We start from the raw sequence: 26,883 nt of genomic DNA, 5'->3' as shown, positions 1-26,883 counted from the left end.
TGAACCGCTTCTCATGCGGCCATTCGGCGTTAGCTTCGTTGGGCGTTGCAAGTGGAGATTTGCCCGATGCGCGACGAAGACGATGTGAGGATCACCGAATATACCGCGCCTGCGGGCGGCTGGGGTTCGATGAAGGGCATGGCGAAGGTCCTCCCCAAGGAAGGGCTTGGGCCCGACACGCTCGACACGCTGCGCCGCCAGAACAAGCCCGGCGGCGTGATGTGCGTGAGCTGCGCCTGGGGCAAGCCCGCCAAGCCGCACATCGCCGAATTCTGCGAGAACGGCGCCAAGGCGACCGCCTGGGAACTGAGTTCGCTGCGCGTCACACCCGAATTTTTCGCCAAGCATAGCGTGACCGAACTGGAGGCCTGGCCCGATCACGACCTGGAACAGGCGGGCCGCCTGACCCATCCGATGCGCTACGACCGCGCCACGGATCGCTATGTGGCGGTAAGCTGGGACGAGGCGTTCGCCGCGATCGGCGCCAAGCTGAAGGCCTGCGATCCGACCAAGGTCGTCCTCTACGCGTCGGGCCGCGCCAGTCTCGAAACCTCGTTCATGTATTCGCTGTTCGCGCGGATGTGGGGGCAGCAGAACCTGCCCGACAGCTCGAACATGTGTCACGAGACGACTTCGGTCGGCCTCAAGTCCGCCATCGGCTCGCCCGTCGCGACGATCCAGATGGAGGATTACGACAAGTGCGACGCGATCTTCTCCTTCGGGCAGAATGTCGCGACCAACGCCCCGCGGATGCTCCATAATCTCCAGGCCTGCGCCAAGCGCGGGGTCGAGATCGTGACCTTCAACCCCTTGCGCGAACGCGGCTGGGAACGCTTCGCCTCGCCGCAGAACCCGGTCCAGATGCTGACCGGCAGCTCGACCGACATTTCCAGCCAATATCATCAGGTGAAGGCGGGCGGCGACATCGCCGCGCTGACCGGCATCTGCAAGCTGGTGATCGAGGAAGACGACCGCGCGGTCGCCAAGGGCACGAAGCGCATCCTCGACCATCACTTCATCGAACAGCACACCACGCGGTTCGAGGACTTCGCCAATTATTGCCGCAACGCCGCGTGGAGCGAGATCATCCGCGATTCGGGTCTGACCCGCGACGCGATCGAACAGTCGGCGCGCGTCTATATGAAGGCGGAGCGCGTCATCGCGGTCTATGGCATGGGCATCACCCAGCATCGCTATGGCATCGATGCGCTGCACATGATCGTCAACCTGCTGCTGCTGCGCGGCAATATCGGACGCGAGGGCGCGGGGCCGGGGCCGGTTCGCGGGCACAGCAACGTGCAGGGCCAGCGCACCGTCGGCATCACCGAAAAGACCGAGCTTGCCCCCGTCGAGCGGCTGAAGGAATTGTTCGAGTTCGAGCCCCCGACCGAAAATGGCTGGGACACGGTCGAAGCCTGCCGCCAGATCATCGCAGGGTCGGCGCAAGGATTCGTCCAGCTCGGCGGCAATTTCCTGCGCGCGACCCCCGAACATGCCAAGATGAAGGCGGCCTGGGGCAAGCTGCCCATCACCGTCCACATCGCCACCAAGCTCAACAAGAGCCATCTGGTGCCCGGAGAAGAAAGCTACATCCTCCCCTGCCTCGGCCGTCTGGAAACCGACATGCAGGCGGCCGGACGCCAGGCGGTGTCGATGGAGGATTCGTTCAGCCATATCTACGGCTCGGTCGGCAAGGCGACGCCCGCCGCCGACACCCTGCTGTCCGAACCCGCGATCGTCGCGGGCATCGCCAAGGCGGTGCTGGAACCCAATCCCAACGTCCCTTGGGACGCGTGGGTCGGCGACTATGGCCTGGTCCGCGACGCGATCGAGAATGTCTATCCGGACAAGTTCGCCAACTTCAACGATCGACTGTTCGAACCGGGCGGCTTCTGGAAGGGCAACCCGGCGTCGCACCGCAAATGGGAAACCGAGAGCGGCAAGGCCGAGTTCAACGTGCCGCGCGCGATGGACGCCTCGGGCATCACGCCTGCCGAGGGACGGATGCGGCTCATCACCCTGCGTTCGAACGACCAGTTCAACACGACCATCTACGGCTATGACGATCGCTTCCGGGGGATCAGCGGCACGCGGATGGTCGCGATGATGAACAAGGCCGACATTGCCCGGCTCGGCCTGACCGATGGTCAGACGATCGCGCTGGAGGGCGACGCGGACGATGGCGAAAGCCGCGTGGTCGAGGGTCTTCGCGTCGTCGAGTACAACATTCCGGAAGGGTGCATCGGCGGCTATTACCCCGAACTCAACTATCTGATCCCGCTCGAGCATCATGCACTGGAAAGCCATGTGCCCGCGGGCAAGTCGGTGCCGGTGAAGGTGCGCGCCCAGGCATGAGCACGCGGTCATGAGCATTTTGGGAGCCGTCCTGGCGGGCGGGCGGTCGTCGCGCTTCGGATCGAACAAGGCATTCGCCATGCTCGGCGACCAGCCGCTCGTGACGCATGCGCGCGGCCTGATCGCCCCCTATTGCACGCGGGTGGTGCAGGTCGGCGGGGATGACGGGGTGCCCGACATGCCCGAACCCGGCCTGGGGCCATTGGGCGGGATCGCCGGGGCGCTCGATTATGCCGCCGCCAACGGCTTTCGCTGCGTCCTGACCATCGGTTGCGACATGCCCCGCCTGCCCGAAGGACTGATCGAGGCGATCATGCGGCGCGAGCCCAGCTATTGCCAGGATGCGCCGGTGCTGGGGCTGTGGCCCGCGGCGCTGGGCGCGCATCTGATGGCGCATCTGTCGCTGGGTCACGACCGCTCGATGCGCGGATGGGCCAGGGCGGTCGGCGCGATTCCCATCGCCTCGCCCGAGCCCATCGCCAATGTGAACACCCCCGCCGACCTCGCCGAATTGTGAGTGTCGATGCCGAGCCGGTTCGCCCGCTGACGCTGATCCGCCTGGGTCCGGACGGTGGCACCGACGCCATGGCGCGCACGGTGGCGGTCGAATGCCCGGTGGCGATCGAGGTCGACGGCTTCGGCTATGCGGTGATGATGATGACGCCCGAGCGGCTGGAGGATTTCGCCACGGGCTTCCTGCTGACGGAACGGCTGATCGACGCGCCCCGCGACATGATCGCGATCGAGCCCTTTGCGGCGGAGGCCGGGTGGATCGTCCGCGTCACCCTCGCCGAAGGTCTGCGCGGTCGCATACAGGACCGCGTCCGTCACCGGACCAGCGATACGAGCTGCGGGCTATGCGGTCTGTCCGGCCTGGAGCAGATCGAACGTCCGGTGACGCGCCGCCCCCCTGCCCCCGCCGCGCATCCCGCGACGCTGTTCGCCGTCCTCGCCGACATTCGCGCGCATCAACCGCTCAATGCGCGGACCGGCGCGGTCCATGCCGCCATCGCCTGCGACGCCACGGGCGCGGTGCTGGCGGCGGCGGAGGACGTCGGACGGCACAATGCGCTCGACAAGCTGGTCGGGCAGCTTGCCCGCGCGACGGCGTGCCAGGCCGACTTCATCCTCGTGACCTCGCGGATCAGCTACGAAATGGTCGACAAGGCGCTGGTCGCGGGTGTCGGCCTATTGATGGGCATATCCGCCCCGACCAGCCTGGCGATCGACCATGCGCGTGCGCACGGCCTGACCCTGATCGCGCTGGCGCGTGCCGACGCGATGCTGATCGCGCACGATCCGCATGGGCTCTTCGGGTGATGCCTAACCCGCGACGAGGCGGGCCGCCTCCGGCCAGGCCGTGCCACGTTCGGGGACGATATCCGATCGGTCGTGCAGGATCCGATCGCGCCCGGCACGCTTGGCGCGATAGGCGAGCTGGTCGGCACGAGCTATCATGCCCTCCAGCGTCTCGCCCCGCATGTAGCGGACGGCCCCGCCACTGACGGTCAGCGGAGGCATGCCCCGGTCCTCGAAGGGTTCCAACGCGACGCGGATCGCTCGCCCGAGCCGTGTCGCGCGATTGTCGAGCCCGTCGGGCGCGCTGTCGGCATCGGGGACCAACAGCGCGAATTCCTCGCCGCCCATGCGGACGGTCAGTACGTCCTCCGCGGCCAGCGTTTCGAGGACGCGCGCAAAGGCGACCAGCACCGAGTCGCCCGTCGCATGGCCATATTGATCGTTGATCCGCTTGAAATGATCGAGGTCGAGCATGAGGACATAGAGCCCATAGCCCTGACGCTCGGCCTCGGCCATCAGGCGCGGCCCCATGCGCGACAGGCCACGCCGATTGGTCAGCCCGGTCAGCGGATCGGTCTCGGCGTCGAGGATCGTCTCCTCCAGCGCCTTCTGGATGACCAGCAGCATCAGGAACAGGCCCGCCGCGACCAGCAGGACGCCGGTCGAGACCTGCGACGCGACCGCATAGACGCTGTTGACATAGGCTTTGGCGGACTCGCCCGACCCGATCGCGGCGGCGAGGAACGGCTTGGCGAGGAAGTGCGCGCAGATGACGCCGAAGATGCTCGTCAACATCGCGCGGATCGGTCCCGACTGGCCGATCTGCCCCACCGACCGCAGCACCATGATCGAGGCGAAGGCGAAGGGCAGCTGGAACAGCATCTCGTATCCGAGCGTGCCGCGCGTCCCACCCAGTATCGCCAGCCTGAGCGTGATGCCGCCGATCCAGGCGACGACCGCGAACCGCCATCGCGGGCGCTGTCCGGCAAAGGCCTGTATCCCGACCGACATCATCAATATGCCGCCCAGGAAGACCGCATAGCCGAGCAGCGAGAAGAGCAGCACATGGTCGGTGAACCGGACGAGCAACTCGCAGATCGGCGTCAGGAAGCCGAAGAAATAGCTGCCCATGAACCACGCCGCCGCACGTTGCCGCGAATAGGACACCGCCACCACGCCATAGGTCATGACGAAGAGCGCTGCCATGCAGCTATTGGCTATCAGTGCGTAGACTGCAGCGTTCACGGCGGAAAAACCGATGCCCCCCTGAATTGTCTAGAAATTCATAACCTTCAGAAGCGAAGGACCGGTTAAAATGCCCGCCCAGTTGCGACGCGCCTAACCGTCCGTCATCGCGAAAGCGATACATCAACCTGGATCAAGATACCATGCTATCTCATCCGCAGGTTTATCAAGATACTGGAATAGCACAACAAAATTATTGTGCATTGCGGCATATCATAATTTTCGCTCATTCCGACCGGTAAATGCTTCGATTTACCTCAGAATATTCGGCGACAGGTATCGACCTCGCCTGCCCGAGTCGAGGCCATGGCGGATCGAATGATCCGTTTCGGATGACGTTCGATGCTGACACCCGATGCCATCGACACAGCCGCGTCATTTGCCGCCGTTAGCAACACCGCGGAAGCGTAGGGAGCTCAGGTTTTCAAGGGAGGCGGGACATGACACGGGGCGCGCAATCGCAGCCGGACTGTCAGGAAATTCACCGGGTGGTAGCGAAGGAGGGACTTGAACCCCCGACACGCGGATTATGATTCCGCTGCTCTAACCAGCTGAGCTACTTCGCCATGCCAAGGCGTTTCACCCGGTGGAGGCGCGCCTATAGACAGGGGTTCGGGGCGGCGTCAAGCGAACAAATGACGCGACAGCAATTCCCAAGGACCGCCCCGATACCACCACGCGCCAAGCCCGATCAGCTCGATCGCGCGGGGTTGGAAATCGCGCTCCATCTGTTGTTGCAGCAGCTTGGCGGTGCCGGGCGTCACCTTGTTCTGGATCGTCACGTGCGGACGCCAGCCCCCCGCATCCTGCGGCGTCAGGAGGCCCGCAAACGCGTCCACCAGGTCCCGCCGGATCGCGACGAGGCCCGGCGACTCGATCCGGATCGCCACGCCGCGGCCCAGCGACATGATACCGCCCGCCCAGGCCTCGGGCGCGCGAACGCCCCGCGTGATGCCGTTCAGCCGGTGCTTCAGCTCCGCCTCGACCGAGGGGGGCAGATGGTGGAAGAGCGTGCAATGCGCGTCCAGCACGTTGCGCTCGGGCGGAAAATGCGCGCGTCGCAAGGCGTCGAACCAGCCCTGGTCGCTACGCCCGAACAGCGCGGTGACGATGATAGGCGCGGGGATAGGCGCGGGGATCGGCGCGGAACCGGCGGACATCGTCTAGATTTCCACCTGGCTGCCAAGCTCGACCACGCGATTGGTCGGCAGGCGGAAGAACTCCATCGCGCTTTCGGCGTTGCGCAGCATCCAGGAAAACAGCTTCTCGCGCCACACCGACATGCCGGGCCGCTCCGCCGCGAGCAATGTCTGGCGCGACAGGAAGAAGCTGGTGTCCATCATCTTGAAGCTGCCGCCCGCCATCTCGACCCGCTTGAGCGCGGCGGGAACGTCGGCCTCTTCCATGAAGCCGAAGCGCAGGACGAGGCGGTGGAAGCCGTGCCCGAGGTCGTCCAGCTTGGCGCGATCGTCCTCGGGCCAATAGGGCTGGCTGACGATCTTGACGGTCAACAGGATGATCCGCTCGTGAAGCACCTTGTTGTGCTTGAGGTTGTGGAGCAGCGCGTGCGGCACCCCCTCGGGCGAGGAGGTCATGAAGATCGCGGTGCCCGGCACCCGACTCGCCGCGCCAGCCGCCGAGTCGATGAAGATGTGGATCGGCATCGTCCCCTCGCGCAGCCGCTGGATCATCAGCTTGCGCCCCGTCGACCAGGTGGTGAGGAAGGTGAAGATGACGAAGCCGACCAGCAGCGGGAACCAGCCGCCCGACGGCACCTTGGTCAGGTTGGCGAAGAAATACGCCCCGTCGACCACGAAGAAGAGCGCGAGCAGCGGCACCGCGGCATAGAGCGGCCATTTCCACAACCGGGTCAGCGCGACGCCCAGCAGACAGGTGTCGATCAGCATCGCCCCGGTGACCGCGATGCCATAGGCCGAGGTCAGGTTGGACGAGGATCGGAAGAACAGCACCAGCAGGATGACCATCACCATCAGCATCCAGTTGATGAGCGGGATGTAGATCTGGCCTGCGGTGGCGGCCGACGTATGTTCGATCCGCAGGCGCGGCATGAAGCCCAGCTGGATCGCCTGTTGCGTGACCGAGAAGGCACCGGTGATGACCGCCTGGCTGGCGATGACCGCGGCGGCGGTGGCGAGGATGACCAGTGGCAGCTGCAGTCCCTCGGGCGCCAGCATGTAGAAGGGGCTTTCGAGCGCGGCGGCGCCCTCGCGGAACAACAGCGCGCCCTGCCCCATATAGTTGAGCATCAGCGCGGGCAGCACGAAGACGAGCCAGGACAGGCCGATCGGCCGCCGCCCGAAATGCCCCATATCGGCATAGAGCGCCTCCGCCCCCGTCACCGCCAGCACCACCGAGCCCAGCGCGAGGAAGCCGCGCAGCGGATCGATGAAGAAGAACTGGATCGCATAATGCGGCGAAAGCGCCCAAAGCACGCCCGGCGTCTGGACGAAGCTCATCACGCCCAGCACCGCGATCGACGCGAAATAGACCATCATGACGGGGCCGAAGAACAGGCCGACCCGCTCGGTCCCCGACCGCTGGATCTTGAACAACACGATCAGGATGGTGATCGCGATCGGCAGGACGAAGCCGCCGAATGCCGGTGCGGCGACCGCGAGCCCCTCGACCGCGCCGAGCACGGTCACGGCTGGCGTGATCATGCTGTCGCCATAGAACAGCGCCGTGGCGAATACCCCCAGCAGCACGATGCCGCGCGACCAGCGCCGCGTCTTGGTCTGGCCCGAGACGAGCGCGAGCAGCGCCAGGCTGCCCCCCTCGCCCTTGTTGTCGGCGCGCATGATGATCGCGACATACTTGACCGACACGACGATCATCATCGACCAGAAGATCAGGCTGATGACGCCCAGGATATGCGCGGTGTCGAGCGGCAGCGGATGGTGCGGGTTCGCGAACGTCTCGCGAAAGGCGTAGAGCGGGCTGGTGCCGATATCGCCGAACACGACGCCGATCGCGCCCAGCGCGAGCCGCGCCATGCCCTGGGGATGATGGTGATGCGTATCCTCTGACGCCGTCGTCGCGAGACCGGTCGGGGCGACGCTCATGACTGGGCGATCGTGCCGGTGATGACGAGGATCATCGGCGACATCCGTGGCAACCCTGTGATCATCGCGCCGCCCTAGCATGGCCCCAAAAGGCCAGCAACGCGGACGCATCCCGGTTGTTGCGTCCCGGCACGATTTGGCCGGGCGGGCGATGCGGCGGGGCAACACTGGGCGGTTCTCCTGGGGGGGGGGCCGGTCTCTGCGAGGCCCCGTTGCCCTCCCCCAGCCCCTCCCGCTTGCGGGAGGGGAGAGGCTTGGGGAGCGCGGGCCACTCCGCCAAATCGGCAGAAGCGAACGATGACGCACACCGCCCGCCACAAGCACGCCCCTCCCGCTTGCGGGAGGGGATGGGGGAGGGAATGCCGCGAGCGACGTCCTCGGTGAGACACCCTGCCCTCCCCCGACCCCTCCCGCTTGCGGGAGGGGAGAGGCGTGGGGTGGGCGGGCCGCTCCACCAAACCGGCAGAAGCGAATGGTGACGCACACCGCCCGCCACATGCACGCCCCTCCCGCAGGCGGGAGGGGATGGGGGAGGGAATGCCGCGAGCGATGCCACCGGAGAGACACTCCGCCCTCCCCCGCCCCCTCCCGCTCGCGGGAAAGGAGAAGCACAACGCGGAGCCATCCAAGCTTTCCCATCCGAAACGGTTCACCTGCCGCCCCCGATCGGCTAGGGGCTAGGCATGGTCAGTCGTCCCGCCCCAGAGGCCGCTTCGGTAATCCCGTCCCCCATCGTCACCATCGACGACGTCCGCGCCGCCCATGCGCGCATTTCGGACCGGATCATCCGCACCCCGACCCTGATCAGCCGCACCCTGTCGCAACTGACCGGCGCGACCGTCTATCTCAAGTTTGAAAACCTTCAGTTCACCGCCGCCTACAAGGAACGCGGCGCGCTCAACACGCTGCTTCAGCTTTCCGACGAGGCGCGCGCCAAGGGTGTGATCGCCGCCTCGGCGGGCAATCATGCGCAGGGGCTTGCCTACCACGCCAATCGGCTCGGCATCCCGGCGACGATCGTGATGCCGCGCACCACGCCGATCGTGAAGATCGTCCAGACCGAGGGACACGGCGCGACCGTGGTGCTGGAGGGCGATACGTTCGACGCCGCCTATGCCCATGCCCGCGTGCTGGAGGCGGAGCGCGGCTTTACCTTCGTCCACCCGTTCGACGATGCGCGCGTGATCGCGGGCCAGGGGACGGTGGCGCTGGAAATGCTGGAGGACGCGCCCGACATCGACACGCTGATCGTGCCGATCGGCGGCGGCGGGCTGATCTCCGGCATGGCCACCGTCGCCGCGTCGATGCCGCGCCCGGTCGAGGTGGTCGGCGTGCAGGCCGAGCTGTTCCCGTCCATGTACAACAAGCTGAACGGCACCGATCTGCCCTGCGCAGGCGATACGCTGGCGGAGGGCATCGCGGTCAAGGTGCCGGGCGGACTGACCTCGCAACTGGTCGCGGAGCTGGTTCGGGAGATCGTCCTGGTCGACGAACGCCATCTCGAAGAGGCGGTCAGCGCCCTTCTCCAGATCGAGAAGACCGTGGTCGAGGGCGCGGGCGCGGCCGGGCTCGCCGCGCTGATGTCGCATCCCGAGCGGTTCCGCGGCAAGACCGTCGGCATCGTCCTGTGCGGCGGCAACATCGACACGCGGTTGCTCGCCAACGTGCTGCTCCGCGATCTCGCGCGTTCGGGTCGGCTGGCGCGGTTGCGCATCCGGTTGCAGGACCAGCCGGGCGCGCTGTTCAACGTCGCGCGCATCTTCGACCGCGAGCGGGTCAACATCATCGAGGTCTATCACCAGCGCGTCTTCACCACCCTGCCCGCCAAGGGACTGATCACCGACATCGAGTGCGAGACGCGCGACGCGCTTCACCTGCACCGGCTGATCGAGGCGCTGCGGGCCGGTGGTTATGAGACGACCCAGGTCGAACTAGCCTGAATTCATTCATTTTCGTCCAATCGTCCCGTTTCCGAACGATGCTCCCCCATCGCTTCGGACGGGAAGATCGGCAATAAGGGGCGATCACTCTCCCCCCTTCATGGAGCTGCCCGGCGGTGACCGCGCCCTTTCGTTTTCCGCGCTTTTTCGTCACCAGCCCGTCCCCCTGCCCCTATCTGCCGGGGCGCGAAGAGCGGAAGGTGTTCACCGAGCTTAACGGCGAACATGCCAGCGAGTTGAACGAGGCGCTGAGCCGTATCGGGTTCCGCCGCAGCCAGGGCGTCGCCTATCGCCCGTCCTGCGCGGGATGCAGCGCCTGCGTCTCGGTCCGCGTCGTCGCCGCCGGTTTCCAGACCAATGCCACGCAGCGCAAGCTGCTGCGCCGTCATGCCGACCTGGAGGTCACCGCCTGCCAGCCCTGGGCGACCAGCGAGCAATTCCAGTTGCTTCGCCGCTATCTGGGTGAGCGGCATCCCGGCGGCGGCATGTCGGCGATGGACGAAAGCGACTATGCCGACATGGTCGAGCTGTCGCCGGTCCAGTCGGTGCTGGTCGAATATCGCGAGCCCAGCGGTCCCGACGGGCAGCGCGGGCGGCTGGTGGGCACCTGCCTGACCGACCGGCAGGGCGACGGCTTGTCGATGATCTACAGCTTCTTCGAGACGCAGGACGAGACTCGCCCGGGCCTGGGCAATTTCATCATCATCGATCACATCCTGCGCGCCCGCGCGGCGGATCTCCCTTATGTCTATCTCGGCTATTGGGTGAAGGGGTCGCCGCGCATGGCGTACAAGACCCGCTACCAGCCGCTCGAAGCGCTCGGCCCGCGCGGCTGGGCGACCTTCACCGGCGATCAGGCCACCGCGCCCCTGCCCTCACCCACGGAGACGTTGCGATGACGAACGCCCTCCGCCAGCCGATTTCCCCGCACACGCCGCATTGACCATTCCGGCGTCCGCCAGGGTGGTACGGGAGCCTGGTGCCTCACCGACGTCGTGCGCGCGGGATCTATTGCGCGTCGCCCCCACTGGTCCCACTGCCCCAGGGCTCGCCAGCCACGGCGGCGGCACCGGTCGCATCGAGCGCGACCGCGACGCGGACATGGCGATCGGTCGGACTGAGCCCCGTGCACGGGTCGAAGCCGATCCACCCAAGTCCCTCCACATGCGCCTCGGCCCAGCAATGCGGCTGCCCGCGCATATCGTCCCCCCAGGCGGCGAAGCCCGAGACATAGCGCGCGGGGATAGCGAGCGATCGCGCACCGACGCAGAAGATGTGCGCCAGATCGCACGGCGTGACGACGGGCTGCGCAAAGGCCTGGGCGGCATCCAGCCCCTCTGGCCTGGCCTCACGATCGACGGTGAAGCGGCGATGCAGCGCGGCATTCAGCGCATGGAGCGCCGATAGCGACCCGTCACTTCCCTCGACCGCTTGCGCCGCGAAGGCCGCGATGTGCGGATCACCCGTCGTCGCCTGCGTCGCTCGCAGGAAGAGCGGTGGCGGCAGCGTCTCGGTCGCGCCGTGGATCAGGCCATGTGCGTCGCTGGTCAGCACCTCGCCGGTCGCGGTGATCGTCACCTGCTCGGGCAGCCCCTCGACATAGAGCATGGTCACGGCATTGCCGAAGCCGTCATGGCCGCGCCGCAGCCGCGCGTCGCAATCGACGTCGATCCGCCAGTGGGCCACGGTCTGATCGTCGAAATTCTCCGGCGTCAGGCGAAGCATGTGGACCATCGTCGCCCGACCGGCCTTGGGGCGGTGGACGATCTGGTGCTCGATCGCGATGCGCATCAGGCGAACTTGAACTGACGGCCGATCGCGGCGTGCAGCAGGGCATTCTCCTGAATAAAGGCTTCGAGATACTGGTGAAGTCCGCCCGCGATCACGTCTCCCGACCGCGTCTTCGTCATCCGGTTTGCGCGCAACCTAGCCATACGATCCGCCTCCCCATGCTGCCCCGTCCGCCGGGCGAGTTGCCCCAGCACATCCACCGTCTCCTCGACCGACGCCGCCAGGCTGCGCGGCAGTTCGGCGCGCGCGATCAGCAGGTCGATGACGTTCGCGGGCTTGAGCCCATCGGAATAGAGCCAGCGATAGGCGGTGACGGCGGACACGGTCTGGAGGATCGTCGTCCACTGGTCGCGATCGACGACGCCGCCGATCCGCTCGCCCGCAGGCAGAAGGATATGATACTTCACGTCGAGCAGCCGCGCGGTGTTGTCCGCGCGCTCGACCGCCTGGCCCAGCCGGATGAACCAGGTCGTCTGGTTGCGCAACATGCGATGGACCGCGCCCTCGAACCCGCGCGTCTCGTTCTTCACCGCCTCGACCAGGCTCAGCACCGCGGTCGGATCCTCCGCCGCCGGGCGCGCCTCGAAATGCAGCCAGGCGCGGTTGATCGCGCTCCACGCCTCGCGGGTCAGCGCGGTGCGCACCGCGCGCGCGTTCGTCCGCGCCATGTCGACGCAGCGGACGATCGATCCGGGATGACAGGGCTCGACCGTCAGGAAGCGCGCGACCTCGCGCCGCCGCATCTCGCGTCCGCCCTCGGCAAAGGCACTCGCGGTGTCGGTCACCGCCAGCGCGGAGCCCCACGCCGCCAGCCCCGCCGAGCGCGGCGACAGCACGTCGAGCCGGACGGTCGCCTCGACCAGCCGGGCGATGAAATCCGCCCGCTCGAAATAGCGGCCCAGCCAGTAGAGCGAGGATGCGGTCCGCGAGAGCATCAGCGAACCCCCTGCGTCTGGATCTGCGACTCCTGGCCCTGCACCTGGATCCAGCTATCGGGTTCGGGGGCGAGCAGCACGAAGCTGTCCTTGGTCCCGCCGCCCTGGCTCGAATTGACGACCAGCGATCCTTCGCGAAGCGCCACGCGGGTCAGGCCGCCCGGCGTCACCTCCACGCCGTTGCGGCCCGTCAGGACGAACGGGCGGAAATCGACATGACGCGGCGCGACGCCGCTCTCGACCAGGGTCGGCACGGTCGAGAGCGCCAGCGTCGGTTGCGCGATGTAGCGATGCGGCTCGGCGATCAGCGCGGCACGGAAATGCTCGATCTGCACCTTGCTCGCGGTCGGACCGACCAGCATCCCGTAACCGCCCGATCCATCGACCAGCTTGACCACCAGCTCGTCGAGGTGATCGAGGACGTAGGCCAGCGCGTCGGGCTCGCGGCAGCGCCACGTCTCGACATTCTTCAGCTTGGGCTCGGCACCCGAATAATAGCGGACGATATCGGGCATATAGCTGTAGATCGCCTTGTCGTCGGCGATGCCGTTGCCCGGCGCGTTGAGGATCGCGACATTGCCCGCCGCATAGGCGGCGATCAGGCCGGGCACGCCCAGCATCGAATCGGGGCGGAAGACCAGCGGATCGAGGAAATCGTCATCGACCCGGCGATAGATGACATCGACCTTCACCCGACCCGCGATGGTGCGCATCCAGACGATATCGTCGTCGACCACCAGGTCGGCGGCCTCGACCAGTTCGACCCCCATCGAGTCGGCGAGGAAGCTGTGCTCGTAATAGGCCGAGTTGTAATGGCCGGGCGTCAGGACGACGCAGGTCGGCTCGGCGACGCCGTGCGGCGCGACCGACTTCATGGTGGCGAGCAGCCGGTCGGGATAACTGTCCACCGCCGCCACCCGGAATTGCCGGAAAAGCTCGGGGCAGAGGCGCAGCATCGCCTCGCGATTCTCCAGCATGTAGCTGACGCCGGACGGCGTGCGGGCATTGTCCTCCAGCACGAAGAAGTCGTCCGGGCCGGTGCGGACCAGATCGATGCCGCAAATATGCGCCCAGACGCCGTGCGGCGGCCGTATGCCCGCGATCTCGGGGCGGAATTGCGGATTGCCGAAGATCAGATCGGGCGGCAGCACGCCGTCGCGCAGGATCTTCCGCTCGCCATAGATGTCGTCGAGAAACGCGTTGATCGCCTCGACCCGCTGGACCAGCCCTTCGGACAGCCGCGCCCACTCGTCGGGCAGGAAGACGCGCGGCACGATATCGAACGGGATGATCCGCTCGGCCGCGTCGCTTTCGCCATAGACCGCGAAGGTGATGCCCAGTTGCCGGAAGGTCGCCTCGGCCGCCTGCTGGCGGCGGCGGAGTTCGCCATCGGGGGTGTAATCCAGCCAGCGTTGCAACGCAGAAAGTTCGGGTCGCGGCGCCGCAGCGCCGGAGGCCCCCATGATTTCGTCGAACGCGGCGATTGTCCCCATCCGGTCGTTACGCTCCCCCTAGTGGCCGGGTTCCATGCTGCACCGCATGATGGGGGTGTGCAAGGGGGGCGCACTATAATTCCTCCCCTGTAAGGGGAGGTGGCGCGCGCAGCGCGTCGGAGGGGTGTCACCCTCTCGAGAGCGGGACACCCCTCCGTCAGGCCTGACGGCCTGCCACCTCCCCTGCAAGGGGAGGAATGTGAGCGAGTTACGCCCCCAGCCCCTCCAGCATCGATGGCGTCAGCACCTGGGGCAGCACCCTGGGCTCCTTCGTGCCGGGCGCGTAATAGAGGTAGAGCGGCACCCCGGCCCGGTTATGCCGCTCGATGAAACGTCCCAAAACCGGATCGCCATCGGTCCAGTCGCCGACCAGCACCGCCACCTTGTTGCGCGCAAAGGCGTCGCGCACCGACGATCGCTCGATCGCGGCGGCCTCGTTGACCTTGCAGCTCAGGCACCAGTCGGCGGTGAAATAGGCGAAGACGGGGCGGTTCTGCCTGCGCAGGTCGTCCAGCCTGGCTTCGGTGAACGCCGTGTCGGCGGTCGCCTTGGCGACGGCGGCGGCGGGCCTGACGGTGACGACGATGCCGACCGCCAGCACCAGCGCGGCGATCGCTGGCCAGCCCGCGTGGCCCTTGCCGCCATGCTGGCGCAGTCCCGTCCACCAGAAGCCCAGCGACGCGAGAAGCGCGGCCGCGAGGCCAAGTGTCATGCCGGTCACGCCCGCCTCCTGTCCCAATATCCAGGCGAGCGCGAGCGCGGTCGCGAACATCGGCACCGACAGGATATGGCGCAGACGCACCATCCACATCCCCGGCTTGGGCAAGCGCCGTCGCAGGGCGGGGATGAAGCCGATCGCGATGAACGGTAGCGCGATCCCGATCCCCAGTCCCGCGAACACCGCCAGCGCGGCGGCGGCGGGCAGGACCAGCGCGGCGCCAAGCGCTCCGGCCATGAACGGCCCCGAACAGGGCGTCGCGACGAAGGCGGCCAGCGCGCCGGTCGCGAACGACCCCATCGCGCCCGACCGCCCGGCAAAGGCGGGCGTCGGCAGCTCGAACAGCCCGGCCAGGTTGAAGGCGATGGCGGCGACCAGCAGCAGGAGCACGCCGATCACGCGCGGATCCTGCAACTGGAATGCCCAGCCCGCGCTCTGCCCACCCGCGCGCAACGCGAGCAGGATCACGCCCAGCCCCACGCAGACCAGCACGACGCCGGCGGTATAGGCCAATGCCTCGGTCCGGGCATGACGTTCATCGGCGCCGCCCTTCGCCAGGCTCAGCGCCTTGAGGCTCAGGATCGGGAAGACGCAGGGCATGATGTTGAGCAGCAGGCCGCCCAGAACCGCCCCCAGGAACGCCAGCACGACCGCGCCTGCCCCCGTGTCCGCCTCGCCCCCCGCCTGCGCGACCGCGCCTGGTTTGGCGGCGAAGGACAGGCCCTGCCCCTCGCCGATCGACAGCACGCCCGATACCGGCCCGGCGGTCGGCACGGCGGCGGCGGGCATGGCGAGGATGAGCTGGTCGCCCTTGCGGCTCAAGACCTGCGGCGCGGCATGGTCGATCACCCCGCTGCGATCGGGGAAGAAATAGGCGTCCTTGACCGCGACCGAGGCGGGGAGCGGCACCGCGATCCGCACATCCTTGCCCCTGGTCTCGATCACTCCATCCCCGCCCAGCGGCCTGGGCAGGGCGGCGCGCCAGCGATCGAATTGCGCGCGCGCGGCGGGCTCGACCGCACCGTCGCCGACGGTCAGGCGGGTCGACAGGGTCTGGCTTTCGGGCACGCAGATCGTGTCGGTGCAGACCAGATAGTCGAGCTTGACGGTGACGGGCAGCGGCGTGCCCCTGGCCAGCCCGGCCGGGACGTTCAGCTCGACGAGCAGCGCGAAGGGCCGCTCATAGACATAGTTCATCAGGCCCGCGATCTTCAGCCGCCCCGGCACCGGATAGCGAAGCTCGCTCGCGGTCACACCCTTGGGCAGCGTCCAGTGCGCCTCGGTCGGAAGCCCCGCATCGCCGCCGTTCTTCCAATAGCCGTGCCAGCCCTTGTCGGGCGTCGCCACGATGGCCAGCGTGACCGTGCCGCCCGCAGCGGGGGTGGCGCTTTCGGCGACCAGCCGCATCGGCAGATGGATCGCGCCGGGCGCGGGGGCGCTCTCGGCCATGCCGGGGCTTGCGCCCGCCAGCATGAACAGCATCGTCATCAGGATGTAAAACCAACCGCGCATCGACCGACCTTGCCCAAACCCCGTTTGGCGTTCCATAGCGCCCCCGTTCCCGCTTTGCATCAAGGTTGCCCATGAACTCCCTGACTGCCGCGCTCCTGGCCTCCGCCGCCCTGTTCGCCACGCCAGCGACCGCCCAGAACAATGCCAGTCCGGTGCCGGGCTATGCACCGCCCGCCCCCGTCGTGGCCGAGCCCGCTCTTCCGCAGCCCCCCTTTCCCACCACGCCGCCCAAGCTGATCGTGGCCATTTCGGTCGACCAGTTCTCGGCGGACCTGTTCCAGCAATATCGCAACCACTTCACCGGCGGCATGGCGCGGCTGCTGACCGGCGCGGTCTTCCCCTCGGGCTATCAGAGCCATGCCGCGACCGAGACCTGCCCCGGCCACTCGACCATCCTGACCGGCTATCGCCCCGCGCATACCGGGATCATCGCCAACAACTGGGTCGACCAGTCGGTCGGGCGTCAGGACAAGATCGTCTATTGCTCGGAGGACGAACGCGTCGCGGGGCAGGACCACAACAACTACACCGTCTCCGACATGCACCTGAAGGTGCCGACGCTTGGCGAACGGATGAAGACCGCCGATCCGCGCGTCCGCACCGTCTCCGTCGCTGGCAAGGATCGCGCCGCCGTGATGATGGGCGGGCACAAGATGGACGAGATCTGGTGGTGGGACGGCAAGACCTATGTCTCCTATGCCGGGCGCGCCGTGCCGCCGGTCGTGGCGCGGACACGCAAGGCGGTCGCCGATCTGGTCGCCGCGCCGCAAGCCCCCTTGCCGCTGCCGGGCTATTGCAAGCCGCTCGACCGGGCGATCACGGTCGGCGGCCAGACGCTGGGCACCGGCCGGTTCCAGCGCGCGGCAGGCGATCTGAAGGGCTTCCGCGTATCGCCAGCCGCCGATGCGGCCGTACTCGCGATGGCGGCGGGCTTCGTCCAGGACATGAAGCTGGGCCAGGGGCCGCAAACCGACATCCTGTCGGTGGGGCTGTCGGCGACCGACTATATCGGCCACGCGCTGGGCACCCAGGGGGCCGAGATGTGCATCCAGATGGCCGAACTGGACCGCTCGCTGGCCGGATTCTTCGACGTGCTCGATGCGACCGGGGTCGACTACGAAGTCATGCTGACCGCCGATCACGGCGCGCACGACATGACCGAGCGGCAACAGCTTCGCGCGATGCCGATGGAAAGCCATGTCGCGCCCGAGGCGAAGACCAAGGCCATGTCCGCCGCCATCGCGCAGGCACTGGGCCTGCCCGACTCGCCCCCGCTGCTGCTGAGTGCGGAGGGCGACGTCTATATCAACCGTGCGCTGCCGCCCGCGACGCGAACGCGAGTGCTGGCCGAGGCCAAGCGTCGCTACGAAGCACTGCCGCAGGTCGCCGCCGCGCTGACCCGCGACGAGATCGCGGCGACCCCGTGGCCGACGACGCCGCCCGAAACATGGACGCTGAAGGAAAAGGCGCGGTCGTCCTATGACCCGACCCGGTCGGGCGACCTGCTCATCCTGCTCAAGCCCCGCGTCACGACGATCGAGGAACCGGCACCCGGCTATGTGGAGACGCATGGGTCGCCCTGGGACTATGACCGGCGCGTGCCGATCCTGTTCTGGCGCAAGGGCATGAGCGGCTTCGAACAGCCGCTGTCGGTGGAAACGGTCGACATCGCCCCCACGCTGGCCGCGACGATCGGCCTGCCAATCCCCGGCGTGGACGGGCGGTGTCTCGATCTGGATCCGGGTCCTGCCGATACGTGCAAGCGGTGACGGTCGTTGCTCCCCGGCACGGGGCGTAGCTAGGGGCGATCTACCCGGTACTGGATCGGCTTGAAGGACCCGCCATTGGACGCAGGTGCGGAACAGGCGGTCAGGCCGATCACCAGGTCCATATGCGCCACGAAGCGGATATGGTCGCCCGGCCCGCTGAGCGGCGGCAGCACCTCGAGCCTGCCCGTCGCGCCGTCGACGGGCACGTTCATGAAGCAGTTGAACGCCACCGGTATCCGGTCTGGCACGATGCCGAAGGGTTCGAGCGCCGCCGCCAGATTGCCGAAGCATCCCCGGTGACGCGGCAGGTCGGGGTAGAAATGGTCGAACGTATCGACCGAACACGGCGTCAGCAGAAAGTCGTGCATCCCGACCCTGTCCGCGACGATCTCCAGCATCACCCGCGACCGGTTGGAATAGAGGCGATGCCCCGTCGTCAGCCGGATCGTCTCGGCATAATCCAGCGTCCGGCCCGAGGATATCACCTCGTCCAGATCGTCCGCGTTGAATGCGAGCAGATCCGCGACCTGCCGCCCGCGCGGATCGATCACGGTCAGGCTGTCGCCCTTCGCCATGCGAAAGGCGTCCCCGCTGCGCGGCGGAATTTCGACGGTCTCGGCGCTCATCGCTCGGCCTCGCCCGGCGCGCCGGTATAGTGGAAGGGGCAGCGCCAGCCCTCCTCGACGATGCGACCGCTATATTGTCGCGCCTCGCTGACCTCGCCATGCCGCGCGAGCATCGGGTTGCGCGATCCGGCCAGCGCCTCGTCGCGTACCATGATCTTCTCGCGCATCGTTTCGTACTTCCCTTGTGCGCGCAGCATTTCGAACTGGTCGTGCAGGTTGAAGATCATCGCCGGACGCGGGAAACGCCGCGCCGGTCGACTCGCGCCCGGATGAAGACCGACCACGAAAAACGCCTCGCCACCGAAGGATAGCGAGAAATGCGGGTCGTCGGGATTGGCGCTGACCCTGTGGTCCCATTCCTGCCCCAGCCAGACATCCTTGTCCGAGAGCGACTGGATGCGTGCCCAGACCGCGCGTTCGAACGCCGATTCGTCGAGCCGGTCGGGTCCGGCGAACACCACCGCCAGGCTGCGGAAGAGTTGCGGTTCGGCGCGATAGCGTTCGGCGAAGCGGCGAAGACTGTCATGGATGCGCAGATCGTCCCAGGCGCTGGCGATATCGCGGGCCCCGAGGATTTCGAGCGTCCCCCGCGCCATCGCGGCTTTGGCGCCGACACACGGAAAATCCGCCGCCGCGATATGGGCACGCAGCAACGCGGCCGATTCAGGCTCGCTGGGGTCGCTGGCGGGGAAAAGACTGCTTACCGTTTCTAACATGGATGCCACAAACGTTGGGTCACCCATGGACGTTCCAGGGAAAAGATTCCGTATTCCCAATGAATTGGCAAACGTTGTTATCGGGATTGATAAGGATCAAGATCGCGACTGCGATTGGTTGGTCAGCCGGCCGCCCGCATCGCGACATGCGACAATTCCTGCCCCCCGCTACGACCGGTGCGGACCGGTCCGGGACTACCGTAATGATAGCCCTGCTGCCATAAGGCGCCGCTGACGAAGGCCAGGTCCGCCATCTCCGGCGTCTCGACACCTTCGATAATGACCGTGCCGCCCAGTTCGCGGATCAGCCCGATCAGGTGCGGCAGGCTGTGACAGGGCTGGATCGCCCGGACCGCGCGCTGCAGGAACAGCCCGTCGATCTTCACCAGTGCGGGGACGAGATCCATGAGCTGGCGGATCGACGTATAGCCCGCGCCGAAATCGTCCAGTGCGACGGTCGCGCCGATGGCGCGCACCTGCTGCGCGAACGCGATCGTCTCGCGGATATGGACGATCGGCTCGGTCTCGGTGATCTCCACCACCAGCCGCGACGCGATATCGGGGCGGATGGCGAGTTCGGCGAGGATCCCCCGCCACCAGCCGTTCAGATGCGCCGAACTGGCCGAGATATTGACCCCCAGCGTGGCGGCCGGATCGGCACGCAATTCCTCCAGGACGCGGCGAACCATCAGCCAGTCGAAGGTGGTCGCCATCCCCGTCCGCTCCAGCGCGGGGAAGATTATCGCGGGCGTCAACGCCTCGCCGTCCTGGCCGAAGCGGACCAGGCCTTCGTGATACAGCACGCGGGACGGATCGCGGAAATCGCAGACGGGTTGCCAGTGCGGGATCATCCGCCCGTCGGCCGCACAGCGAAAGGCATGGGCGACGATCTGCATGTCGCTCTTGTATATGGCGAACCAGCGCTCGCCATGATCGCGCTGGATATCGCGCGGGCCGCGATAGCGTGGGGGATCGTCGCGATACCAGGTCATCACCGCATGAAGCGCGGTCGCCGGAGTGCCGGTGGTCGACGCGATCGCGATCGGCTCGATCGTCAGGCGATAGGACAGGTCCGCCAGTCGATCCCATTCGACCGGGCCGCCGGTCCGGATGTCGCTGGTGATCCGGAACCGATGGCGCGCGCCCTGCTGTTCATAACCCAGCCCGATATGGCGCAACCGCGTCTGGATATGGCCGACCACCTGATCCGCCACGACACTGCCCCAACATGCCTCGATCAACTCGAAGTTGCTGATCTCGATTTCGAACGGCCTGCCTGGCACCGTGCCCTACCCCCCCCAAGCCGACGATATTCCCCGGCCAAAATGCGCCGGAACATCGCCAACATTAATGAGGATGACTATCGTCAATCAAACCCGCTGCAAAGATGAAAGCTTTGCCATTAACCATGAAAGATGCGGCCGAGACGATCCGGTCATTTGCGACAGTAGGCTGTGATCAGTCGAGATTGGGCCGAAGCCAACGACTTGCCTGGGGGACGTCGACACCGCGCCGCTCGGCATAGTCGGCCACCTGATCTTCGCCGATCCGCGCCACGCCAAAATATTCGGCCTGTGCGTGCCCGAAGTAGAAGCCGCTGACCGCCGCCGTCGGAAGCATGGCAAAGCTTTCGGTCAGTTCCAGCCCGACCGCCTCTTCGGCGCCCAAGAGATCGAACAGCGTGCGCTTGATGCTGTGTTCCGGGCAGGCGGGATAGCCCGGCGCGGGGCGGATGCCGCGATACTGCTCGCGGATCAGCGCCTCGTTGGTCAGTTGCTCGCCCGCCGCATAGCCCCAAAGGTCGGTGCGGACATGCGCGTGGAGGCGCTCCGCAAAGGCTTCGGCCAAGCGGTCGGCCAGCGCCTTGAGCAGGATGTCGTTATAATCGTCATGTCCTGCCCGGAACCGATCGATATGCGCGTCGATGCCATGGATGCCGACCGCGAAGCCGCCGATCCAGTCGCCCGCCGGGTCGATGAAGTCGGCCAGGCACATATTGGCGCGTCCTTCGCGCTTGGCGATCTGCTGGCGCAGGAAGGGAATGCGGGTCTCCGTGCCCTCGGCGGTCAGGATCACATCGTCGCCATCGCGGCGGCACGGCCAGAGCGCGGCGACACCGCGCGCGGTCAGCCACTTCTCGGCGACGATCGTGTCGAGCATGGCTTGCGCGTCCGCGTACAGCCCGCTGGCGCTCTCGCCCACGACCTCGTCGGTCAGGATCGCCGGGAAATTGCCCGCCAACTCCCAGGCGCGGAAGAACGGCGTCCAGTCGATATAGTCGCGCAGGTCGGACAGGTCCCAGTCCTGATAGACATGGACGCCCGGCTGCTTCGGCTCACTCGCCTTCAACGCCATATCCGCCACGAAGCCACGCGCGCGCGCCTCCTCCAGCGGCAGGAGTGCGTTGGCGCCCTTCCCCTCGCGCGCCTTGCGGACCGCTTCGTAATCGGCGGCGACCTGCGCCACATAGGGGTCGCGCTGGGTGTCGGACACGAGCGTCGTCGCCACGCCGACCGCACGGCTGGCGTCGAGGACGTGGACCACCGGGCCCGAATAGGCAGGCGCGATACGCAGCGCGGTGTGGACCTTGGACGTGGTGGCGCCACCGATCAGCAGCGGCATGGTCATGCCCGCCCGCTGCATCTCCTCGCCCACCGTCACCATCTCGTCCAGCGACGGGGTGATCAGGCCCGACAGGCCGATCATGTCGGCATCATTCTCGTTCGCCGCCGCGATGATCTTCGACCAGGGGACCATGACGCCCAGATCGACCACCTCGAAGCCGTTGCACTGAAGCACGACGCCGACGATGTTCTTGCCGATATCGTGCACGTCGCCCTTCACGGTCGCGAGCACGATCCTGCCCTTGCCCTTGGCGCCCGGTTCCTTGGCCGCCTCGATGAAGGGCAGCAGGTGCGCGACCGCCTTCTTCATGACGCGGGCGGATTTCACCACCTGCGGCAGGAACATCTTGCCCGAACCGAACAGGTCGCCGACGACGTTCATCCCGTCCATCAGCGGGCCTTCGATCACTTCGATCGGCCGGGCGAACTGCTGGCGGCATTCCTCGGTATCGTCGACGACATGCGCGTCGATGCCCTTGACCAGCGCATATTCCAGCCGCTTGGTGACGGGCAGGCTGCGCCACTCGGCGGCCTGCTTCTCGGCGACCGCATCGGTGCCGCGATAGCGCTCGGCGAGCGCGACCAGCCGCTCGCCAGCCTCGGGGTCACGGTTGAGGACGACATCCTCGCACGCCTGGCGCAGTTCGGGGTCGATCGTGTCGTACACGTCGAGCTGCCCCGCATTGACGATCGCCATGTCCATGCCAGCCGGGATGGCGTGGTACAGGAACACCGAGTGCATCGCGCGGCGCACCGGCTCGTTGCCACGGAAGCTGAACGACAGGTTCGACAGGCCGCCCGAGATATGGACGTGCGGGCAGCGCGCCTTGATTGCGCGGCACGCCTCGATGAAGTCGACGCCGTAATTGTTATGCTCTTCGATACCGGTCGCGACCGCGAAGACATTGGGGTCGAAGATGATATCCTCGGGCGGGAAGCCGATCCCCATCAGCAGGTCGTAGGCGCGCGCGCAAATCTCGACCTTGCGCTCCTTGGTGTCGGCCTGCCCGACCTCGTCGAAGGCCATGACCACCACCGCCGCGCCATACGCCATGCAGCGGCGGGCATAGTACAGGAACGACTCCTCGCCTTCCTTCATGCTGATCGAATTGACGATCGGCTTGCCGCTGACGCACTTCAGCCCCGCCTCGATCACGCTCCACTTCGAGCTGTCGATCATGATCGGCACGCGCGCGATATCGGGCTCGGCGGCGATCAGCTTGAGGAAGGTGGTCATGGCGTATTCGGCGTCGAGCAGCCCTTCGTCCATGTTGACGTCGACCACCTGCGCGCCATTCTCGACCTGGCTGCGCGCCACCTCCACCGCGCGGGTGTAATCGCCCGCCAGGATCATCTTCTTGAACGCCGCCGAGCCGGTGACGTTGGTCCGCTCGCCGACATTGACGAAATTGGTGGAGGATGCGGTCTGGGTCATGGGTTCTTCTTCAAATCCTCCCCGCTCGCGGGGAGGGGGACCAGCGAAGCTGGTGGAGGGGGGTCTCCGCAAATCATGTCGCTGGTGGATACCCCCCTCCACCGGCCTCCGGCTGGTCCCCCTCCCCGTTCCGGGGAGGAGTGTTCAGGCCGCCATGGTGAACGGCTCCAGCCCGGCGAGGCGGGTGACGACCGGCGGGGTCGGGATCGCGCGAGGGCTCATGCCGCGCACCTTGTCCGCGATCGCCTTGATATGTGCCGGGGTCGAGCCGCAGCAGCCGCCCAGCACATTGACCTGCCCCTCGACCGCCCATTCACCGACCAGACCGGCGGTGGTGACGGGCGCCTCGTCATAGGCCCCCAGCTCGTTGGGCAGCCCGGCATTGGGATAGATCATGATGAGCGTGTCGCAGATTTCGGAGAGCGTCTTCACATGCGGACGCAGCTGCTCCGCCCCGAACGAGCAGTTCAGCCCGATGGTCAGCGGCCTGGCATGGCGAACCGCGTGCCAGAAGGCCTCGACCGTATGGCCCGACAGGTTGCGCCCCGACAGGTCGGTCAGCGTCATCGACAGCATGATCGGGATTTCGCGGCCCAGCGCCTCGCCCGCCTCGATCGTTGCCATGATCCCCGCCTTGGCGTTGAGCGTATCGAACACCGTCTCGATCAGGATGAAGTCCGCGCCGCCCTCGACCAGCGCGTCGATCTGTTCGCGGTACACGTCCTTGAGGAAATCGAAGTCGATTTCGCGGTAACCCGGATCGTTGACGTCCGGGCTGAGCGACAGCGTCTTGTTGGTCGGCCCGATCGCGCCCGCGACGAAGCGGGGGCGCCCATCCTTCGCCTGATATTCGTCGGCGAGGCGACGGGCGAGCCTGGCGCTCTCGACATTGATCTCGCGCACCAGATGCTCGGCGCCGTAATCGGCCTGGCTGATCCGGTTGGCGGAGAAGGTGTTGGTCTCGGCAATGTCCGCCCCGGCCTCGAAATAGGCGCGGTGGATGGATTCGGGCACCTCCGGCTTGGTCAGCGCCAGTATGTCGTTATTGCCCTTCTGGTCATGGGTCAGGCCCAGCGTTCCCGCATAGGCCGCCTCGTCCAGCTTCCAGTTCTGGATCTCGGTGCCGAACGCGCCGTCGGTGATCAGGATGCGCTTGGCGGCTTCGGCCAGGAAGGTGTCGCGGGTCGTCATCGTCTTGCTCCTGCTCTGGCGAGCGGTTGTTCTTTTCGGGGTGGAGAGCCTCAGACGATTTGCCTGCGGCCCTGCCCTCCCCCATCCCCTCCCGCTTGCGGGAGGGGCGTGCCCAGGTCGACGGTCGACCCTCAATTCTCTTCTCCCCTCCCGCAGGCGGGAGGGGTCGGGGGAGGGCAAGCCGCAAGCGAAACCCTATGTCTTATCGCCCCTACCCCCGAAGCATTACCATCACGCCGCCGCGACCGCCTCCGCCGTCTTCCCCCGCACGCCCAGCAAATGGCTGATCGCGTAGGCCAGTTCGGCGCGGTTGAGCGTGTAGAAGTGAAACCCCTTCACTCCGCCCGCATACAACCGACGACACATCTCGGCCGCAATCGTCGCGGCGACCAACTGGCGCGCGCCGGGATGGTCGTCCAGCCCCTCGAACAGCCGGTCCATCCAGTCGGGGATGCGCGCGCCGCACATCGCGGCGAACTTGCGTGTCTGCGCCACGTTCGACACCGGCAGGATGCCCGGCACGATCTCCGCCGTGATCCCCGCCGCCGCCGCCGCGTCCCGGAAACGGAAATAGGCCTCGGGCGAGAAGAAGAATTGCGTGATCGCCCGGGTCGCGCCCGCGTCGATCTTGCGCTTCAGATTGTCGATGTCCGCCGCCTGGTCGACCGAGTCCGGGTGGCATTCGGGATAGGCCGCCACCGAAATCTCGAACGGGTGCAACTTCTTGAGGCCCGCGACCAGATCGGCGGCATTCTCGTAACCGCCCGGATGGCTGACGAAGCGCGCACCCTCGGCGGGGGGATCGCCGCGCAGCGCGACGATGTGCCGCACGCCCGCCGCCCAATATTCGTGCGCGACCTGGTCGATCTCCTCGCGGGTCGCCTCGACGCAGGTGAGGTGCGCGGCGGCGTCCATCGTCGTCTCGCGCTGGATGCGCGCGACGGTCGCATGGGTCCGCTCGCGGGTCGAGCCGCCAGCGCCATAGGTCACCGAGACGAAGCGCGGATCGAGCGGCTCCAGCGTGCGGATCGCATCCCAGAGCTGCGCGTCCATCTTCTCCGTCTTGGGCGGGAAGAATTCGAAGCTGACCGCGATATCGCCGCCGACATCGGCGAACAGCGGTTCCTCATGCGCCAGCGCGGCCTCTGCTCGCGTCAGGATCGTGTTCGTCATGCCGCCTTCACCCTATTCGTCTCGACGGGCCGAAGCCCCTTTTTCACACCCAGCCAGAGTTTGACGGTCAGTTCGCCACCTTCCAGCGTCTCGGTCTGCGCCAGCGTCAGCCCGGCGGGGCCGAACCAGCCCGCAATCTGTTCGTCGGCAAAGCCCAGACGGCTATGCGCCGCGCGCTGCCGCAATTCCTCGCGATCATGCGGAGCGAAGTCGGCGATCAGCAGCCGTCCGCCCGCATTCAACACCCGCGCCGCCTCGGCGATCGCCGCGCCGGGCTGTTGCGCGAAGTGGAGGACGTGGTGGAGGATCGCGATATCCGCCGCGCCATCGCTCATCGGCAGCGCGTAGAGATCGGCCTGACGCAATTCGGTATTGGCCCGGCCATACAGCTTCGCGCGGGCAAGCCGCAGCATCTCCGACGACCGGTCGATCCCCAGGGCGGCGTCGGCACGATTGCCGAACAGCTCGAGCATCCGCCCGGTGCCGGTGCCGATATCGATCAGCGTGCCGAGGTCGCCCTCGCCGATCAGGCCCGCCATCGCCTCCTCGATCTCGCTGTCGGCGACGTGGAGCGAGCGGATCGCATCCCACTCGCCCGCGTGATCCTCGAACCAGGCGGCCGCGCTCGCGGCGCGGTCGGCGCGCACCGCCGCCAGCCGCGCGACATCCGCGACCATCCAGGGGTCGGGAGAGTCCGCCGTCCAGCGATCCAGCGCCGCCATCATCGGATCCACCGCCTCGCGGTCGCCAAGCGCGACGAAGACCCAGCTTCCCTCCTTGCGCCGTTCGGCCAGTTCGGCATCGACCAGGATCTTCACATGACGGCTGACCCGTGGCTGGCTCTGTCCCAGCACCTGCGCCAGCTCCCCCACAGACAGCTCCATCGAACGCAGCAAGGCGAGGATGCGCAGTCGCGTCGGATCGCTGAGGGCGCGAAAGATTTCGAGCGCGTTGGCCATGGATCACGATATAAAGATA

The 26,883-nt window shown here is 66.9% G+C and carries 20 protein-coding genes and 1 tRNA gene; 6 read left to right on the top strand and 15 right to left on the bottom strand.

Going from position 1 to position 26,883, the window contains the following annotated elements:
* The first annotated feature begins 66 nt into the window (after nucleotides 1-66).
* Genes LRP66_RS05040 through fdhD form a run of 3 tightly spaced genes read left to right on the top strand, consistent with a single transcriptional unit; the run spans nucleotide 67 to nucleotide 3,675 of the window.
* A complete protein-coding gene (locus LRP66_RS05040; RefSeq protein ID WP_230481414.1) occupies nucleotides 67-2,355 on the top strand; it encodes an FdhF/YdeP family oxidoreductase in 2,289 nt (762 codons plus the stop codon).
* 10 nt (nucleotides 2,356-2,365) lie between these two features.
* A complete protein-coding gene (gene mobA / locus LRP66_RS05035) occupies nucleotides 2,366-2,872 on the top strand; it encodes a molybdenum cofactor guanylyltransferase (protein WP_230481413.1) in 507 nt (168 codons plus the stop codon).
* A complete protein-coding gene (gene fdhD / locus LRP66_RS05030) occupies nucleotides 2,869-3,675 on the top strand; it encodes a formate dehydrogenase accessory sulfurtransferase FdhD (protein ID WP_230481412.1) in 807 nt (268 codons plus the stop codon). The genes mobA and fdhD overlap by 4 nt, the downstream gene beginning before the upstream one ends.
* A gap of 3 nt (nucleotides 3,676-3,678) precedes the next feature.
* Here the strand turns inward: fdhD and LRP66_RS05025 are convergent, their stop codons facing one another.
* The 4 genes from LRP66_RS05025 to LRP66_RS05010 all read right to left on the bottom strand — a co-directional run bounded on the left by LRP66_RS05025 (nucleotide 3,679) and on the right by LRP66_RS05010 (nucleotide 7,913).
* Nucleotides 3,679-4,860, bottom strand: a complete 1,182-nt coding sequence (locus LRP66_RS05025; protein ID WP_230481411.1) for a GGDEF domain-containing protein — start codon at nucleotides 4,858-4,860, stop codon at nucleotides 3,679-3,681.
* A 528-nt stretch (nucleotides 4,861-5,388) separates the two neighbouring features.
* Nucleotides 5,389-5,465, bottom strand: a tRNA-Met gene (locus LRP66_RS05020).
* Between the two features lie 57 nt (nucleotides 5,466-5,522).
* Nucleotides 5,523-6,059, bottom strand: coding sequence for a 2'-5' RNA ligase family protein (locus LRP66_RS05015; RefSeq protein WP_230481410.1), 537 nt, complete (start codon nucleotides 6,057-6,059; stop codon nucleotides 5,523-5,525).
* Between the two features lie 3 nt (nucleotides 6,060-6,062).
* Complete coding sequence (locus LRP66_RS05010) at nucleotides 6,063-7,913, bottom strand: potassium transporter Kup (protein WP_443026660.1); 1,851 nt, start codon at nucleotides 7,911-7,913, stop codon at nucleotides 6,063-6,065.
* A gap of 752 nt (nucleotides 7,914-8,665) precedes the next feature.
* Here LRP66_RS05010 and LRP66_RS05005 point away from each other — a divergent pair.
* Both LRP66_RS05005 and LRP66_RS05000 read left to right on the top strand, forming a co-directional pair.
* Entirely contained in the window at nucleotides 8,666-9,922 is a 1,257-nt protein-coding gene (locus tag LRP66_RS05005) for a threonine ammonia-lyase (protein ID WP_230481408.1), read from the top strand.
* 116 nt (nucleotides 9,923-10,038) lie between these two features.
* On the top strand, nucleotides 10,039-10,821 hold the full coding sequence (locus tag LRP66_RS05000) for an arginyltransferase (RefSeq protein WP_230481407.1): 783 nt from the start codon (nucleotides 10,039-10,041) through the stop codon (nucleotides 10,819-10,821).
* Nucleotides 10,822-10,930: 109 nt separating this feature from the next.
* On the opposite strand, the gene LRP66_RS04995 is transcribed toward LRP66_RS05000, so the two are convergent.
* The 4 genes from LRP66_RS04995 to LRP66_RS04980 form a co-directional block, all read right to left on the bottom strand.
* Nucleotides 10,931-11,713 carry a transglutaminase family protein gene (locus LRP66_RS04995; RefSeq protein WP_230481406.1) on the bottom strand — a complete coding sequence of 261 codons (783 nt, stop codon included), beginning with the start codon at nucleotides 11,711-11,713 and terminating at the stop codon, nucleotides 10,931-10,933.
* Nucleotides 11,713-12,648 carry an alpha-E domain-containing protein gene (locus LRP66_RS04990; protein ID WP_230481405.1) on the bottom strand — a complete coding sequence of 312 codons (936 nt, stop codon included), beginning with the start codon at nucleotides 12,646-12,648 and terminating at the stop codon, nucleotides 11,713-11,715. Before LRP66_RS04990 ends, LRP66_RS04995 begins: the two co-directional genes overlap by 1 nt.
* Entirely contained in the window at nucleotides 12,648-14,141 is a 1,494-nt protein-coding gene (locus LRP66_RS04985) for a circularly permuted type 2 ATP-grasp protein (protein ID WP_230481404.1), read from the bottom strand. The genes LRP66_RS04990 and LRP66_RS04985 overlap by 1 nt, the downstream gene beginning before the upstream one ends.
* 208 nt (nucleotides 14,142-14,349) lie before the next feature.
* Nucleotides 14,350-16,371, bottom strand: a complete 2,022-nt coding sequence (locus tag LRP66_RS04980; RefSeq protein ID WP_230481403.1) for a protein-disulfide reductase DsbD family protein — start codon at nucleotides 16,369-16,371, stop codon at nucleotides 14,350-14,352.
* Nucleotides 16,372-16,442: 71 nt separating this feature from the next.
* On the opposite strand from LRP66_RS04980, the gene LRP66_RS04975 reads away from it, so the two are divergent.
* The gene (locus LRP66_RS04975) at nucleotides 16,443-18,140 is read left to right on the top strand and encodes an alkaline phosphatase family protein (RefSeq protein ID WP_230481402.1); all 1,698 of its coding nucleotides are present in this window, start codon (nucleotides 16,443-16,445) and stop codon (nucleotides 18,138-18,140) included.
* Nucleotides 18,141-18,169: 29 nt separating this feature from the next.
* On the opposite strand, the gene LRP66_RS04970 is transcribed toward LRP66_RS04975, so the two are convergent.
* The 7 genes from LRP66_RS04970 to LRP66_RS04940 all read right to left on the bottom strand — a co-directional run bounded on the left by LRP66_RS04970 (nucleotide 18,170) and on the right by LRP66_RS04940 (nucleotide 26,864).
* Nucleotides 18,170-18,766: a DUF1989 domain-containing protein gene (locus LRP66_RS04970; RefSeq protein ID WP_230481401.1), complete on the bottom strand. Its 597-nt coding sequence runs from the start codon at nucleotides 18,764-18,766 to the stop codon at nucleotides 18,170-18,172.
* Nucleotides 18,763-19,482, bottom strand: a complete 720-nt coding sequence (gntA, locus tag LRP66_RS04965) for a guanitoxin biosynthesis heme-dependent pre-guanitoxin N-hydroxylase GntA (protein ID WP_230481400.1) — start codon at nucleotides 19,480-19,482, stop codon at nucleotides 18,763-18,765. The genes LRP66_RS04970 and gntA overlap by 4 nt, the downstream gene beginning before the upstream one ends.
* 122 nt (nucleotides 19,483-19,604) lie before the next feature.
* Entirely contained in the window at nucleotides 19,605-20,765 is a 1,161-nt protein-coding gene (locus LRP66_RS04960; RefSeq protein WP_230481399.1) for an EAL domain-containing protein, read from the bottom strand.
* A gap of 175 nt (nucleotides 20,766-20,940) precedes the next feature.
* Nucleotides 20,941-23,541 carry a methionine synthase gene (gene metH, locus LRP66_RS04955; RefSeq protein ID WP_230481398.1) on the bottom strand — a complete coding sequence of 867 codons (2,601 nt, stop codon included), beginning with the start codon at nucleotides 23,539-23,541 and terminating at the stop codon, nucleotides 20,941-20,943.
* A 144-nt stretch (nucleotides 23,542-23,685) separates the two neighbouring features.
* Nucleotides 23,686-24,732 carry a homocysteine S-methyltransferase family protein gene (locus tag LRP66_RS04950; protein WP_230481397.1) on the bottom strand — a complete coding sequence of 349 codons (1,047 nt, stop codon included), beginning with the start codon at nucleotides 24,730-24,732 and terminating at the stop codon, nucleotides 23,686-23,688.
* A 231-nt stretch (nucleotides 24,733-24,963) separates the two neighbouring features.
* Entirely contained in the window at nucleotides 24,964-25,905 is a 942-nt protein-coding gene (gene metF / locus LRP66_RS04945; RefSeq protein ID WP_230481396.1) for a methylenetetrahydrofolate reductase, read from the bottom strand.
* Entirely contained in the window at nucleotides 25,902-26,864 is a 963-nt protein-coding gene (locus tag LRP66_RS04940; protein ID WP_230481395.1) for an ArsR/SmtB family transcription factor, read from the bottom strand. Before LRP66_RS04940 ends, metF begins: the two co-directional genes overlap by 4 nt.
* Nucleotides 26,865-26,883 lie beyond the last annotated feature (19 nt).

It is taken from the genome of Sphingomonas sp. Leaf21 (genome assembly GCF_916858675.1).
GTDB lineage: Bacteria > Pseudomonadota > Alphaproteobacteria > Sphingomonadales > Sphingomonadaceae > Sphingomonas.
The sequence above is the reverse complement of the archived record's forward strand: the minus strand, read 5'-3'. Positions and strand labels throughout refer to the sequence as shown.